Source organism: Bradyrhizobium sp. NBAIM03 (assembly GCF_020194055.1).
GTDB classification, from domain to species: domain Bacteria; phylum Pseudomonadota; class Alphaproteobacteria; order Rhizobiales; family Xanthobacteraceae; genus Bradyrhizobium; species Bradyrhizobium yuanmingense.
In genome coordinates this window covers 132356-146562 of the sequence record NZ_JADYVS010000014.1, presented here as the reverse complement: position 1 = coordinate 146562, position 14207 = coordinate 132356, and the positions used below count along the sequence as shown (strand labels likewise).

Annotated in this window: 12 protein-coding genes and 1 pseudogene; 5 read left to right on the top strand and 8 right to left on the bottom strand. The window is 66.5% G+C overall.

Features of this window, described 5'->3' with window-relative positions; all coding sequences use genetic code 11:
- Positions 1-68: 68 nt before the first annotated feature.
- The 4 genes from I6F21_RS21805 to I6F21_RS21790 form a co-directional block, all read right to left on the bottom strand.
- Positions 69-1052, bottom strand: coding sequence for a hypothetical protein (locus I6F21_RS21805; RefSeq protein WP_225183414.1), 984 nt, complete (start codon positions 1050-1052; stop codon positions 69-71).
- A 361-nt stretch (positions 1053-1413) separates the two neighbouring features.
- Positions 1414-1911, bottom strand: a complete 498-nt coding sequence (locus I6F21_RS21800; RefSeq protein WP_036009684.1) for a TPM domain-containing protein — start codon at positions 1909-1911, stop codon at positions 1414-1416.
- Positions 1912-1916: 5 nt separating this feature from the next.
- Positions 1917-2831 (bottom strand): YgcG family protein, encoded by a 915-nt coding sequence (locus tag I6F21_RS21795; RefSeq protein ID WP_036009682.1) that lies wholly within the window; start codon positions 2829-2831, stop codon positions 1917-1919.
- Positions 2832-2962: 131 nt separating this feature from the next.
- Positions 2963-3571: a LemA family protein gene (locus I6F21_RS21790; RefSeq protein ID WP_036009681.1), complete on the bottom strand. Its 609-nt coding sequence runs from the start codon at positions 3569-3571 to the stop codon at positions 2963-2965.
- A 143-nt stretch (positions 3572-3714) separates the two neighbouring features.
- Here I6F21_RS21790 and I6F21_RS21785 point away from each other — a divergent pair, with 143 nt between their 5' ends.
- Genes I6F21_RS21785 through I6F21_RS21775 form a run of 3 tightly spaced genes read left to right on the top strand, consistent with a single transcriptional unit; the run spans position 3715 to position 6933 of the window.
- Positions 3715-4569 carry an enoyl-CoA hydratase gene (locus tag I6F21_RS21785; protein ID WP_036009680.1) on the top strand — a complete coding sequence of 285 codons (855 nt, stop codon included), beginning with the start codon at positions 3715-3717 and terminating at the stop codon, positions 4567-4569.
- A gap of 5 nt (positions 4570-4574) precedes the next feature.
- Positions 4575-5723, top strand: coding sequence for an acyl-CoA dehydrogenase (locus tag I6F21_RS21780; RefSeq protein WP_225142133.1), 1149 nt, complete (start codon positions 4575-4577; stop codon positions 5721-5723).
- A gap of 13 nt (positions 5724-5736) precedes the next feature.
- Positions 5737-6933, top strand: a complete 1197-nt coding sequence (locus I6F21_RS21775) for an acyl-CoA dehydrogenase family protein (protein WP_225142135.1) — start codon at positions 5737-5739, stop codon at positions 6931-6933.
- Between the two features lie 213 nt (positions 6934-7146).
- On the opposite strand, the gene I6F21_RS21770 is transcribed toward I6F21_RS21775, so the two are convergent.
- The 4 genes from I6F21_RS21770 to I6F21_RS21755 all read right to left on the bottom strand — a co-directional run bounded on the left by I6F21_RS21770 (position 7147) and on the right by I6F21_RS21755 (position 12776).
- A complete protein-coding gene (locus tag I6F21_RS21770) occupies positions 7147-9471 on the bottom strand; it encodes a xanthine dehydrogenase family protein molybdopterin-binding subunit (protein WP_225142137.1) in 2325 nt (774 codons plus the stop codon).
- A 126-nt stretch (positions 9472-9597) separates the two neighbouring features.
- Complete coding sequence (locus tag I6F21_RS21765) at positions 9598-10704, bottom strand: trypsin-like peptidase domain-containing protein (RefSeq protein WP_036009668.1); 1107 nt, start codon at positions 10702-10704, stop codon at positions 9598-9600.
- A 167-nt stretch (positions 10705-10871) separates the two neighbouring features.
- A complete protein-coding gene (locus tag I6F21_RS21760) occupies positions 10872-11747 on the bottom strand; it encodes a dihydrodipicolinate synthase family protein (RefSeq protein ID WP_036009666.1) in 876 nt (291 codons plus the stop codon).
- 63 nt (positions 11748-11810) lie between these two features.
- On the bottom strand, positions 11811-12776 hold the full coding sequence (locus I6F21_RS21755) for a VOC family protein (RefSeq protein WP_036009665.1): 966 nt from the start codon (positions 12774-12776) through the stop codon (positions 11811-11813).
- 191 nt (positions 12777-12967) lie between these two features.
- Between I6F21_RS21755 and I6F21_RS21750 the strand changes: the two genes are divergently transcribed.
- A complete protein-coding gene (locus I6F21_RS21750) occupies positions 12968-13834 on the top strand; it encodes a S1C family serine protease (protein ID WP_225142139.1) in 867 nt (288 codons plus the stop codon).
- A pseudogene (locus tag I6F21_RS21745) lies at positions 13831-14187 on the top strand (helix-turn-helix transcriptional regulator); the annotation flags it as partial. The gene I6F21_RS21750 and the pseudogene I6F21_RS21745, both read left to right, overlap by 4 nt.
- Positions 14188-14207 lie beyond the last annotated feature (20 nt).

Below are 14207 nucleotides of genomic sequence, written 5' to 3'. Positions count from 1 at the left end.
ACCTATTCAAGCAAAAAGGCGCCTCACATCGCAGTGAAGCGCCTCTTCGAAAGTCGGATATCGGACGCTCAGCGTCCGGTGATCAGCCCCCTCGAGGTGACGACCACCCAGCGGCCATCCTGGCGGCGGATCGCATCGACACGGCCGACGCCGGGGATGGGGTCGCCGGGATAGACCTCGTAGAGGCCGTCGCGGCCCTCGATCAGCGCGCCGCCATTGCCGGCGCTGCGCAGCCGCCAGCCTTCGATCGTCGGCAGACGCCCAACTTCGGTCTTGGGAGCTGCGGGCGCCGGGACCGGTGCGGCCGCCGCGGTCGCGACCTGCGTCGGCGCGATCGAGCCGGTGGTCTCCTTGGGCACCGCTGCAGCGGCCTGCGCAGGCGCGGCGGGCGGCGTGGCGCGGAGCTTGTCGACGGCCTCGGACAGCTTTGCGATCCTGGCCAACGGCTCGGCCTGCGCCTTTTCGAGCTTGTCCAGGCGGTCGTTGGCCCGGTTGAACTGGGTGAGGCCGGTCTTCGAGCTCTGCTCGACATTGGCCTTCAGGGCGACGAGGTCGGCGTCGATCCGCGCCACGGACGCATCCAGCGCGCTGGTATCGGCGACCTGGACCGGAGCCGGGGCGGGTGCGGCGAAACGCATCATGCCGGCGGTCGCAAGCGCGCCGCTGATCGCGCCGACGCTGGCGGCAATCGCCACCACCGCGGCCATCGCCGACAGCCGGCGCTTGCTGCCGGACTCGCGCGGCTCGTCGGCCTTCCCATGCGGGGCGAACTCCTCGCGCTCCGAGGCGCGGTCGGCGGGCGGCATGACGATGAGCTTGCCGTGCTTCGGCTCAGGCTTGGCCTCAGCTTTGGCGTCAGTCTTGGCTTCAAACTTCGGCACTTCGATCCGCGGCGGCTCAATCTTCGGGGCGTCCGCCTTGACCGGATCGGGCTTGGGCGGCGCTTCGTGGTCGGGGGCGATCGAGGGGGCCTCGATACCCGCGGCAGCCTCGATGGCCTGCGGCGCTGCCGCGTCGATGGCAGCGGAATCCTGGGCAGCCTGCTCGGGCATTGGTTCGCTCACGGCTCAAATACTCCAGTCTCGGTTGACCTTTTGGTAACTTTCATTGCTTGCGAAATCCTTACCTCGGGACCCGCTTACCGAAATTTTAGGAATTCATCCGGGGCCGAATTGGGCCGGGAAAGTGGAACCGGTGTGGCGGGCGTGAAACAGTTCGTAATCGGGGGAAGATGAACGGGGGCGGAATGGCTCCCCATGGCGTCATTGCGAGCGCAGGACTGGTCCGCCGAAGCCTTGGCGAGGGCGGAAGCGATCCAGAGTCTCTCCGCGGAGGCAGTCTGGATTGCTTCGTCGCAAGGGCTCCTCGCAATGACGGAGCGCGCCGCGCGCGCTCCGATCAAATCACTATCCGTCACATCACGACGGGAGCATCCGGCAGCTCGTTCGCATGCGGCCCTTGCTTAGGAAAATGCTTTGCCATTTCGCGCGAGACGGCCTCGATGCCACTGATCACGCCGCGTTCGAACCGGCCCGATCTGAACTCGGCCTCTATCGCGCGACAGATCGTCTCCCAACCCTCCGCGCCGACCTTCGCGTCGATGCCGCGATCGGCGATGATCTCGACGTCGCGGTCCGCGAGCAGGAGATAGATTAGAACGCCATTGTTGTGGGCGGTGTCCCAGACACGCAGATGCGAGAACACGTCGAGCGCGCGCTCGCGGGCCGGCTGGTTGCGGAACAGCGGGCCGCCGTCGAGCGCCCCTTCGACGACGAAGCGGACCTGGCCGGAATGGGTGGCTTCGCCGCGCTTGATCGCCTGCTCGATGCGGTCGAGCACCGCTTGCGGAAAGATCTGCTTCGCCCGCCAGTGATGCTGCACGAGATGTCGGGCAATGCGCTTGATGCTCATGATCGCTACCAGCTCCCCGAGGCGCCGCCGCCGCCAAAACTGCCGCCGCCGCCGCTGAAGCCGCCGCTACTCGACGATCCGCTACTCCATCCGCCGGAGGAGCCGCTCGACCACGAGCCGCCGCGCGAGCGGCCCGTGCCCGGCGTGATCGCCGAAAACAGATCGGCGATGAATCCGACGATGAAGCCGAGGATGCCGACAGCCGCCGCGAGCGCCGCGGAGCCGAGAATGAGCCAGGTTACCGCTGCGATGATGCCCCCGGTCACCAATGATCCGAGCAGCCGCCCCAGGATGGCGCGGAAGAACCCGCCGACGCCGATCGAGGCAAACAGCGCCACCGCAAACACCGGCGCCAGATCATCCAGACTATTGTGGGCGAAGTTGACGCTGCGCGAGGGTGACGGCAGCGGCTCGCCGTCGATCACCCGCAACATGCGGTCCACGCCTGCGCTGATGCCCGCGGCGAAATCGCCACTCCTGAACTTGGGGGTGATCGCCTCGTCGATGATGCGCCGAGAGGTGACGTCGGTGAGCACGCCTTCGAGACCGTAGCCGACCTCGATGCGCAAATGCCGGTCGTTCTTGGCGACGACGAGAATCGCGCCGTCGTCGACCTTCTTGCGACCGATCTTCCAGGCCTCCGCGACGCGAATCGAGAATTGCTCGATCGTCTCCGGCTGCGTGGTCGCGACGATCAGGACAGCGATCTGGCTGCCCTTGCGGTTTTCGAAGTCGCGCAGCTTTTGCGTGAGCGTGGCGATGTCGCTGCTGGAGAGCGTGCCGGTCTGATCGACGACACGGCCGGTGAGCTGGGGGACGGCGACGTCGGCATGGGAGGGGAAGGCAAAGGTGAGGAGGAGGGCGATGGCGAACACAAAAGAGGCGATCGCTCGATGCGCCCACCAAATCCTCGCTGTCATCGCCCGGCTTGACCGGGCGATCCAGTATTCCAGAGACGCCCGTGGGATGCGGAGAGGCTGCGGCGTACTGGATTCCCCGCCTTCGCGGGGAATGACAGCGGAGTGTGGGGCGCGCATTCGAAACGACGCGCTTACTTCGACGGCGCCGGCGCCGCGTTAAAGTCCACCTTCGGCGCGGTCGAGATCGCCTTCTCGTTCTCGACAGAGAAGTTCGGCTTCTCCTTGTAGCCGAACGCCATCGCGGTGAGATTGGTCGGGAACGAGCGGACGGTGACGTTATAATCCTGCACCGCCTTGATGTAGCGGTTGCGCGCCACCGTGATGCGGTTCTCGGTGCCCTCGAGCTGCGACATCAGGTCCTTGAACAGGGCATCGGACTTCAGCTGCGGATAGTTCTCGGTGACGACCAGGAGGCGCGACAGCGCGCTGGAGAGCTCGCTCTGCGCGGCCTGGAATTTCTGGAACGCGGCGGGATCGTTCAGCACCTCCGGCGTCGCCTGAATGCTGCCGACCTTGGCGCGTGCATTGGTGACGCCGAGCAGCACGTCCTTCTCCTGCTGGGCAAAGCCCTTCACCGAGTTGACGAGATTGGGCACGAGATCGGCGCGCCGCTGATACTGGTTCACGACCTCGGACCAATTGCCCTTGATCTGCTCGTCCTCGCTCTGGATCGCGTTGTAGCCGCAATTGGTCAGGCTCAGCGAGGCCAGGGCGGCCAGCACGGTCAGGATCTTGCGCATTAAATTTCTCCCGGTGGAATCCGGCGCAAACTATCAGATTGCGCGCCTGAGAAAAGCAGCAGGCTGACGCAAGCCTCTTGCCTCGCACCGGCCGACATAGTCAACTCCGGCAAAACAAGAGCGGAAACACCAGGGGGAACGCGATGTCCTCGTTCGAGACCATCCTCGTGGAACGGCCTGAGCCGGCGATCGTCCGTGTCGTGATGAACCGGCCCGAGGCGCGCAACGCGCAGAACCTGCAAATGACCTACGACCTCAACGCCGCCTTCGACGCGGCGGTGCTGGACGATGCGGTCAAGGTGATCATTCTCGCAGGCAACGGGCCGCACTTCTCCTCCGGCCACGACCTGCGCCCCGGAGACAAGAATACCGCTGGGGTCGATTTCCCGCCGATCGGAAATTGGGGTGGCTTTGCCGAGCCGAACGCCCATGGCCGGTTCGCCCGCGAGCAGGAAATTTATCTCCAGATCACCCGGCGCTGGCGCAATCTGGCAAAGCCGACCATTGCCGAGGTGCATGGCAAGTGCATCGCCGGCGGCTTGATGCTGGCCTGGGCCTGCGACCTCATCGTCGCCAGCGACGATGCGCAGTTCTGCGATCCCGTCGTCACCATGGGCGTGTGCGGCGTCGAATGGTTCGTGCATCCCTGGGAGCTGGGACCACGCAAGGCCAAGGAGTTCCTGTTCACCGCCGACAGCTGGAGCGCGCAGGAGGCGCACCAGCTCGGCATGGTCAACCAAATCGTGCCGCGCGCCGAGCTGTCGTCGCGCGTGCTGGAGCTGGCGCGAAGGATCGCAACAAAACCGTCCTTCGCGCTGAAGCTGACCAAGGAGGCGGTCAACCGCTCGGTCGACGTCATGGGCCAGCCGGCTGCGATCGACCAGGCCTTCGCGCTGCATCAGCTCTGCCACGCGCACAATCTCCAGGAGTTCGGCATGATCGTCGATCCATCCGGCCTGCATCCCTCCGTGCGCAAGCCGCCGGCCGCCGCGGAGTAGACGCGATGGATCTCAATCTCAGTGACGAGCAAAAGTTGCTGCGCGAAAGCGCGGAACGTTTCGTGGCCGAGAGCTACGATGCCGAGCACCGCCGCAGAATCGCGAATGATCCGCTCGGCTTCAGCCCGGCCGTTTGGAAGCAGTTCGCCGAGCTTGGCTGGCTGGCGCTGCCGCTTCCGGAAGAGTTCGGCGGGCTCGGCGGCGGCGCGGTCGACATCGGCATCTTGATGGAGGCCTTCGGCCGGGGCCTGGTTTCTGAACCTTATGTCGCAACAGTCGTGCTCGGGGCCGCGCTGATCGCCAGATGCGGCACCAGCGAGCAGAAGCAGGCGAGCCTGCCCAAGGTGGCGGACGGATCACTGAAGCTTGCCCTGGCGCATTCGGAGCGCGCCGCCCGGTTCGATCTTGCCAAGGTCACGACCAGCGCCAACAAGACCGGACAAGGCTGGCGCCTTTCCGGCAGCAAGATCGCCGTGCTCGACGGACATGCCGCCGACGAGATCATCGTCTCCGCCCATATCCACGATCATCGGGGCCCCTCGGGCCGGATCGGCCTGTTCCTCGTGCAGGCGACGACGTCAGGCCTCGTCATCAGTGATTATCCGCGTCTCGGCGGCGGACGCGCCTGCAACATCGAGCTGTTCGACGCGCATCTGCCGGAAGACGCCCTGCTCGGCGACGGCAGCGACGCCGTGCCCGCGATCGAATGGGCGATCGATCGCGCCATGGCCGCGCTCGGTGCGGAAGCTGTCGGCATCATGCAGACGCTGCTCGACACCACGCTCGACTACACCAAGATCCGAAAACAATTCGGCCGGCCGCTCTCCGCCAACCAGGTGATCCGCCACCGCCTCGCCGACATGGCGATGCAGGTGGACGAGGCCCGCTCGATGGCGCTGCGCGCGGCGTTGAAGGCCGATAGCGCGCCGATCGAGCGTGCCCGGGCAGCCTCGGGCGCGAAGGCGAAGATCGGCAAATGCGCGCGCTTCGTCGGCGAGCAGTCGATCCAGCTCCATGGCGGCATGGGCGTCACCGAGGAGCTTGAGGTCGGCGCCTATTTCAAGCGCCTCGTCGCGTTCGACACGCTGTTCGGCGGCAGCGCGCATCACTATGCCCGCCACGCCGAGGTGAGCCGCAGGGCCATCTCTGCTTAACAAGGAGCGCATCATGGACCTGTCGTTCAATGCCGAGGAGCGCGCCTTCCAGAGCGAGGTGCGCGGCTTCATCGCCAAGAATCTCACCGAGGAAATGAAGCGCGCGACCGCGCTGACGCCATCGGTGTTCTCCGATCCCGACATCGGCATGGCCTGGCAGCGCGCGCTGCACGCCCAAGGCTGGGGCGCGCCGGGCTGGCCGGTCGAATATGGCGGCCCCGACTGGACGCCGGCGCAGCGCTGGATCTTCGAGACTGAATGCGCCCGCGCCGGCGTGCCCAACGTCAACGTGATGGGCGTGAAGATGGTCGGGCCCGTCATCATCGGCTTCGGCAGCCCCGAGCAGAAGAATTTCTACCTGCCGCGGATTCTCTCCGGCGAGGATTATTGGTGCCAGGGCTATTCCGAGCCGGGCTCCGGCTCAGATCTGTCGTCCCTCAAGACGCGCGCGGTGCGCGACGGCGACGACTACATCATCAACGGCACCAAGATCTGGACCACGCACGCCCATCACGCCAACCGCATGTTCGCGCTGGTGCGCACCAGCGATGGGCCGCGGCAGCAGGACGGCATCAGCTTCATCCTGATCGACATGAAGACGCCGGGCATCACCATCCGTCCCATCCTCACCATCGGCGGCGACCACGAGGTCAACCAGGTGTTCTTCGACGACGTCCGCGTGCCCGTCGCCAACCGCGTCGGCGAGGAAGGCAAGGGCTGGACCTACGGCAAATATCTGCTCGAGTTCGAGCGCGGCGCGGGCATCGCCTCGGCCAAGCTGCGCGAAGGATTGAAGGCGGTTGCCGATCTTGCCGAGTCCGACCTCACGGGCCGCGCCATCGACAGCCCCGACATCGCGACGCGGATTGCCGAGGTCGAGGTCGACATCGACGCGCTCGAGATGACGGAGCTGCGCGTGCTCTCGGCACTCCAGACCGGCCAGAATCCCGGCGCGGTGTCGTCGATCCTGAAGCTGCGCAACAGCGAGATCCGCCAGGCCGTGACGCGGTTAGGGGCCGACGTGATCGGCCATGACGCCCTCGCCGTCGAGCCGATGCGCCCGCTCTACAAGCTCAACCACGAGCCGGCGACCCCTGAGGAGATGCTGACGGTGATGCCGGAATATCTCAACGGCCGCGCCTACACCATCTTCGGCGGCACCTCGGAGATCCAGCGCGACATCATCGCGAAGATGATGCTGGGGATTTGACGGGCGGGCTGGCGTGGATAGAGCCACTCGCTCGGTGTCGTCCCCGCGAAGGCGGGGACCCATAACCACAGGAAGATGTGGTTATGGGGACTCGGAGTTGCCAGCTTCGCACGACAACCACTTCCTGTGGTTATGGGTCCCGGGCTCGCGCTTTGCGCGCCCCGGGACGACGAGCTGAGTTTGGTGCAATAGCCTGCGCAACAGCTAGCGCACCTATCCCGCCGCCTTCGCGTCCCGGATCGCCTGCCAGATCTTCTGCGGCGTCAGGGGCGTGTTCAGCTGGGTGATGCCGAGCTCGGCGAGCGCGTCCATCACGCCGTTGGTGACGCAGGGCGGGCCGCCGATGGCGCCGGATTCGCCGCAGCCCTTGGCGCCGAGCGGATTGGTGCGGCAGGGCGCGGAATCATCCAGCGTCACTACGATCGGCGGCACGTCGTCCGCGCGCGGGATGCAGTAATCCTGGTAGCTCGCCGTCAGCAGCTGGCCGTCGGCATCATACGACACGCCTTCATACAGCGCCTGGCCGATGCCTTGCGCGACGCCGCCATGGATCTGGCCGGTGACCAGCATCGGGTTCACGGCGACGCCGACGTCGTCGACCGTGGTGTAGCGCACGACCTTGGAGACGCCGGTCTCGGGGTCGATCTCGACCTCGCAGATATGCGTGCCGTTCGGCCAGCTGGGACCATCGACCTCGCCTTCGGAATCGACGCTGAGCCTGGCGCCGCTCTCCTTCTCGGCGAGATCGAACAGGCTGATGCGGCGGTCGGTGCCGACCACGGTGAGCATGCCGCCCTGATATTCGATATCCTCGACCGAAGTCTCCAGCACGTTCGCGGCCTTCTCGCGCGCCTTCTGGATCAAGTCATTCGAGGAGACCGCAACCGCGGTGCCGCCGACGAACAGCGAGCGCGAGCCGACGCTGCCGAAGCCCATGGCGAGATCGGTGTCGCCCTGGACCACGTCGATCTTGTCCATGGCAATGCCAAGCGTGTCGGAGATCATCTGGGTGTAGGTGGTCTGCAGCCCCTGCCCCATCGCCATGGTGCCGGAATGCAGCACGACGCGCCCTTGCGAGGTCGCGTGCAGGCTGACCTTCTCGGTGTGAGCGCGGCCGCCGGTCCACTCGATGTAGGAGGTGAGTCCGCGGCCGTAGAGCAGGCCCTTCTTCTTCGCCGCCTTCTTGCGCGCTGCAAAGCCGTCCCAGTCGGCGAGCTTCACGGCGCGGTCGAGCATGTGCGCGAAGGCGCCGGAATCGTAGACCTGGCCGGCCGCATTGGTGTAGGGCAGCTGCGCCGGCTTGATGTAATTGGCCTTGCGGATCGCGCGCGGGTCCATGCCGATTTTTCGCGCAGCGGCGTCGAACAGGCGCTCGACGATGAACACCGCCTCGGGGCGGCCGGCGCCACGATAGGCCCCGACCGGCGCGGTGTGGGTCATCACCGACTTCACCTCGAAATGCACCAGCGGCAGATCGTAGACGCCGGTCTGCACGAATGGCCCGAGCACCAGCGGGATGATGTTGGCCGCGCCCGAGGAATAGGCCCCGGTGCAGCCGATCGACTTGACGCGATAGGCCAGCACCTTGCCCTTGTCATCCAGCGCGAAGGACGCCGTGGACGTGAGATCACGGCCGTGGGTACCGCCGACGAACTCGTCGGTGCGGTCGCCGCGCCAGCGGATCTTCTTGTTCAGCTTGGTCGCGGCATAGGCGACGATGCCGTCCTCGGGATAGAGATTGGTCTTCTGGCCGAAGCCGCCGCCGATGTCGCCGACCAGCACGCGGACACTGTCCTTGGGACGCTTCAGCACGGCTTCCGCCAGCACGTCGCGGGTCGAGGCCGGCGTCTGCGACTGCACGTGCAGCAGGAGACGGCCGGACTTCTTGTCGATCTCGGCAATGGTCGAGCGCGGCTCCATCGCGGACGGAACGAGACGCTGGCTGACGATATCGAGCTCGACGGTGTGCGCCGCCTTGGCAAAGGCCTCGTCGACCTTGGCGGCATCGCCGTAGCTCATGGCGCCGACGATGTTGTCGGGCGCCTCCGGCCACACCACGGGCGCGCCTGATTTCACCGCCTCGACGGGATCGACCACCGCGGGCTGCACATCGTATTCGACCGCGATCGCCTCGGCCGCGCTCTGCGCCTCCACGCGCGAGGAGGCCACCACCGCGGCCACGGCCTCGCCGGCATAGCGGACGACCTCATGGGCGAGCAGCCGGCGCGGCGGCACGGTCATCGGCTTGCCGTCCGGGCGCTTGAAGATGTTCAGCGTCGGGATGGTGCCGATGTCGTCCTTGACCAAGTCCGCGCCGGTGTAGATCGCGGCAACGCCCGGCATCGAAGCCGCGGCGCTGGTGTCGATCGAGACGATCTTGGCGTGGGCGTGCGGCGAGCGCAGCACGTGCAACCACAGCGCGCCGTCGGCCGGCTTATCGTCGATGAACTGTCCCTTCCCGGTGAGCAGCCTCTGGTCTTCCAAACGCTTGACGGGCTGCCCCGCTCCGAAACGCAAATTGCCGGGAAGAATGTTCATTCCGCTGTATCCTCGAGATCGGGAAAAACGACGGCGGCGGTTTTAACCGATTTTGCGCGCCAGACAACCGAGCCCCGGCACATCTGCGATGCGCGTCAGAGCCCCTTGCAGGGGCGGATTGGGCGGCTAGGACCTGTCGATATCGACAATGCTCACATTCACGTCACGGGTGTCCGAGCCGCGCTTGACCGTGAGCCGAACGGTCTTTCCGGCCCCGGCCTGCTCGAGCGCATCGGTCAGGTCGGCAAGGCGCCGCACCGGCTTGCCTTCCACCGCGGTGATGATGTCTCCGACCGCTCCCGTGGAAAAGTTGACGCCGCGAATCCCCGCCCGCTCGGCAGGACTGCCGGGGGCCGTCCGCACCACGATCACCCCTTCGACAGCAAGCCGGGTCGACACATCCTCGCCGGCGGCCACGATGCCGATGCCCGGCGTCGGCACGCGGCCGTTGCGGATCAGCTCGGGCACGATCCGGTTCACGACATCGACCGGCACCGCGAAGCCGATGCCGGCGTTCGATCCGGAGGGCGAGATGATCGCAGTCGTGACGCCGATCAGCCGGCCGGCGGAATCCAATAGCGGCCCGCCCGAATTGCCGGGATTGATCGCGGCATCGGTCTGGATGACGTTCGCGATCTCCCGGCCGCCATGGGTCGGGAGCCGGCGCTTGAGCGCGCTGATGATGCCGGAAGTCATCGACTGATCCAGCCCGAAGGGATTGCCGATCGCGAAAGCGGATTGTCCGACTTTCAGGTCGCTCGAACTGCCGAGAGCGATCGGCGCTGGAAGCTGGCGCACGCTGCGGATGCGCAACACCGCGAGATCGTAATTGGGCGCCGTGCCGACCAGGTCGACCTGGGCCACCTCACCCGAGGCAAAGCGCACGGCGATCTCGCCGCCATTGGCGACAACATGATTGTTCGTCACCAGGTGGCCGTCGCGGTCCCAGACAAATCCCGTGCCGGAAGCACCGCCGCCGGCCTGGCTCTCCTCGCCCATGAGGGGACTTGCCGCCGACTTGGCCGCAACCTGAACGACCGACGGCGATACGCGCTCGAAGATGTCGATGGTTGCCTTCTCGCCGTCCCACAGCGGCCCGCGCTGCTCGACGGCACGTGCGGAGGGCGCGGCCCATGGGACATACGAGACGGGGACATGCAGGATCTTCGCGGCCGTGACCGCGACCAGCAGGGCGGCGAAGGCTGCCGCGGCAATCGCATAGCGACGATTCATTGGGTGATCACCGTGTCTTGTGCTGAATGCGGGCTGTGAGATGCACATGCATGAAGTGGCAGGATCTCGCTTACGCAGCAACGTCGCAAACGCGCGGAAGTTTCTCGGTCAGGTATGGACCATTTTGCGCCCGGCACGGATGCCGGGGCATATTGCCGCGTGGCGAGCTATTCCAGCTCGCGCAGCGCCGTTTCCACGATTTTGCGCGCATCCGCCGTCAGTGGCGCCTGCGGCGGGACGGGGCCGCCGACGTCATAGCCCTGGATCGCAAGGCCGGCCTTGATGCACGCCGCGAGATTGAAACGGGCGAAGGCTTCGTTGATCCGCCACAGCCGCCGCTGCAGCGCCATGGCCTCGTCCCAGCGGCCGGCCGTGCATAGATCGTAGAGCATCACGCTCTGGCGCGGGATGATGCAGGCAGGTCCCGCCATCCAGCCGCGGCCGCCGATCAGCATCACCGCCGCCGGAATGTGGGCGGAGGCGGAGAACACGCGCAAGGAGTCCCCGCAGCGGTTCATGATCGAGAGCAGCCGACCGGTGTTGGTCGAGGCATCCTTGATGTAGCCGATGCGCGGATGCTCGGCGAGGCGCGCGATGACGTCGAGCGTGAGATCGGAGCGCTGGAATTGCGGATTGGTGTAGATGACGACGGGAATGTCGACGGCATCGGCAATGGCGCGGAAATAGGATTCGACCTGCGCATCGGCCAGGGGGAAATACGCCTCCAAAATCGCAAGGATGCCGTCGGCCCCACACTTCTGGCAGGCTTTCGCCTGCGCCACCGCATCCGCCGTTGCGGTCGAGGCGACGCCGGCGATAACAGGCACGCGCCCCTGCGCGGCCTCAATCGTGGTCTGCACGACCGCCATGCGTTGCGCGGCGTTCAGGTAAGCGAATTCGCCGGTCGAGCCCAACGGCGTCAGCCCGTGCACGCCGGCGCCGATCAGGTCGTCGCAGAGTTTTGCCAGCACGTTGGTTCGCACCGTGCCGTCGGCATCGATGGGCGAGACGAGATACGGAAAGACACCGTGGAATTCGGACATGCGGCGCGGATCCCGGTCGATTGGTTTGCGGCTGACGGCTATTACCAATGCCGGCGCCGGCGATCAAACCCTGAGCAGACGCACCCGCGTGCCCCAGGGATCGATCGCCTCCACCCCGTCCGCAAGCGCCGTGACCTTCACACCGCCTTTGCGCAGCCGTTCTTCCTGCGCGGCGAGCAGCTCCGGCTTCGCCATCACCAGCGAGAACCAGGCAAGACCGGTCGTGGACTCGTCGCGCTGGCCGGCGCCCTGGCTCTGCCAGACATTCATGCCGAGGTGATGGTGATAGCGGCCCGACGCCAGGAACGCGGCGCCGCTGCGGCGACGAGTCGGGTCGAGGCCGACGGTGCCGTGATAGAAGCTCTCGGCCTGGGCGAGATCGCCGACGCGCAGATGCATGTGGCCGATGCGCATTCCGTCCGGCGCCTTGGCATAATCGGGAACGCGCGTATTGGTGAGCGACAACAGGTCGGGAATGTTGAGCTCGTCGGTCGCCATCTTCACGCTACCCTCGCTCCATTGCCATTGCGAGGGGTCGCGGTCGGCATAGACCTCGATGCCGTTGCCTTCGGGGTCGTCGAGATAGACGGATTCGGAGACGAGATGATCGGCAAAGCCCGACAACGGCACGCGGTGCGAGGCGGCATGAACCAGCCAGCGCGCCAGATCCTTGCGGGTCGGCATCAGGAAGGCGGTATGGTAGAGGCCTGCGGCGCTGCGCGATTCAATCGCGGCTTCGGGACGGGCCTCCAGCACCAGCAGCGTGAGGCCTGATGTGCCGAGCTTGGCTGTGGCCGCCGAGCGCTCCATCACGGTGAGCCCGATCACATCGCGGTAATAATCTGCGACTTTGTCGAGGCTCTTCACCCGCAGCGTCACCATGCCGACCCGCATCGGCGTACGGCTGGCAAAGGTGGGGCCGCCGCCCTGCGCTGTGCCCTCGGCACGGGCCGCGGCTGCGGCGGCCATGGCGAGCGAGGTGGCGCCGGCGAGCTGCAGCAGGGTGCGGCGGGTCAAGTCGATGGTCATCGGTCGGGCTCGCTGGAAATCCTCGAGGCCAAATGGCCCAATTTTGGGATTGCTACACGTTCCCGTGAGGCGCTCCCAATCACATATTCGTCGGCCGTGGTCTTGCGGAGGCCGTCCTGGTCCTGGCCACCCGGCCAGTTTCGCAATCGCCCGCGGCATCCCAGATTGAGGACAGCTTACGGGAGCCCGCCATGACTGATCTTAGTCCCCTACCCTCACTGTCGTCCGCGCTCGCGGACATTGTGGCGCGCACCGCGCCGTCCGTCGTCTCCGTGCATTCGCATCGCGCTCGCGCGACCGGCTTTGCGTGGAAGCCCGGCCTCATCGTCACCGCCGACGAGGCGCTGGCCGAGGAGGGCGAAGTCGAGATCGGCCTCGCCGACGGTAGTCGGGTCGCTGCCACGATCGTCGGCCGTGACCACACGACCGATATCGCGCTGTTGCGCACGGAGGCCGCCGTCGCGCCGGTCAAGCTCGGAAGTACAGTCCCGCCGCTGGGCACATTGTCGATCGTGGTCACGACCAACCGGGAGACACCGAGTGCGGCGCTTGGAATGGTATCGGCATCCGGAAAGAGCTGGCGTTCCTTGCGCGGCGGCGACATCGATGCGCGGATCGAGCTCGACGTCCGCCTGCGCGGCAGCCAGCAGGGCGGCCTCGCGCTCGATGCATCGGGCAAAGCCTTCGGCATGGCCGTGCTCGGGCCGCGGCGCGTGCTGGTGATCCCGACCGCGACGATCGAGCGTGTCGCGCCCCAGCTCGAGGCGCGCGGCCGCATCGCACGCGGTTATCTCGGCCTCGGGCTGCAGCCGGTGCGGCTCGACGACGGTATCGGCGCGATGGTGATGAATGTCGACAAGGCCGGACCTTCGGCCGCGGCCGGCATCCGCCAGGGCGACGTGATCGTGGCGGTCAACGGCCAGAAGCTGTCGGGCGTGCGCGCGCTGTCGCGGACGCTGGGACCTGCGAGCGTCGGCGCGGTGGTCGACCTCGCCGTGCACCGTGGCGGCGAGCCGGTCAGCTTCAAGGTCACGGTCGGCGAAAGGCCGGAGGCGTGAGCGAGGACAAGACGGCCGAGATCGTACTGTCGCTTGAGATCGACGATTCCGCCCTCGCCGATCGCCTCGCGGCCCTGCTCGGCAATGTCGCCGGGCTTCGCCTCGCAGCGCCCGGCGAGCAGCCCGCCGCAACGATCGTCGCCCGCGATACGCGCATCATGCCTGCGGACATCGCGCTGACGCAGCGCGAGCTCGACGTGCTCGCGCTGATGGCCGAGGGCGCCTCCAACAAGATGATCGCACGGCAGCTCGGCATCTCCGTGCACACCGTGAAATTCCATGTCGGCTCGTTGCTCGACAAGCTCGACGCCACCGGCCGCACCGATGCGGTGGCGCATGCGGCGCGCCGCGGCGCGTCGAGCTTTGACAGCCC

What these genes read in the sequence shown, in the direction of transcription:
- I6F21_RS21785 (WP_036009680.1), top strand. Translation starts at nt 3,715, where the DNA reads ATGTCCTCGTTCGAGACCATCCTCGTGGAACGGCCTGAGCCGGCGATC.
- I6F21_RS21800 (WP_036009684.1), bottom strand. Translation starts at nt 1,911, where the DNA reads ATGAGCATCAAGCGCATTGCCCGACATCTCGTGCAGCATCACTGGCGG.
- I6F21_RS21770 (WP_225142137.1), bottom strand. Translation starts at nt 9,471, where the DNA reads ATGAACATTCTTCCCGGCAATTTGCGTTTCGGAGCGGGGCAGCCCGTC.
- I6F21_RS21750 (WP_225142139.1), top strand. Translation starts at nt 12,968, where the DNA reads ATGACTGATCTTAGTCCCCTACCCTCACTGTCGTCCGCGCTCGCGGAC.
- I6F21_RS21795 (WP_036009682.1), bottom strand. Translation starts at nt 2,831, where the DNA reads ATGACAGCGAGGATTTGGTGGGCGCATCGAGCGATCGCCTCTTTTGTG.
- I6F21_RS21765 (WP_036009668.1), bottom strand. Translation starts at nt 10,704, where the DNA reads ATGAATCGTCGCTATGCGATTGCCGCGGCAGCCTTCGCCGCCCTGCTG.
- I6F21_RS21760 (WP_036009666.1), bottom strand. Translation starts at nt 11,747, where the DNA reads ATGTCCGAATTCCACGGTGTCTTTCCGTATCTCGTCTCGCCCATCGAT.
- I6F21_RS21790 (WP_036009681.1), bottom strand. Translation starts at nt 3,571, where the DNA reads ATGCGCAAGATCCTGACCGTGCTGGCCGCCCTGGCCTCGCTGAGCCTG.
- I6F21_RS21775 (WP_225142135.1), top strand. Translation starts at nt 5,737, where the DNA reads ATGGACCTGTCGTTCAATGCCGAGGAGCGCGCCTTCCAGAGCGAGGTG.
- I6F21_RS21780 (WP_225142133.1), top strand. Translation starts at nt 4,575, where the DNA reads ATGGATCTCAATCTCAGTGACGAGCAAAAGTTGCTGCGCGAAAGCGCG.
- I6F21_RS21805 (WP_225183414.1), bottom strand. Translation starts at nt 1,052, where the DNA reads ATGCCCGAGCAGGCTGCCCAGGATTCCGCTGCCATCGACGCGGCAGCG.
- I6F21_RS21755 (WP_036009665.1), bottom strand. Translation starts at nt 12,776, where the DNA reads ATGACCATCGACTTGACCCGCCGCACCCTGCTGCAGCTCGCCGGCGCC.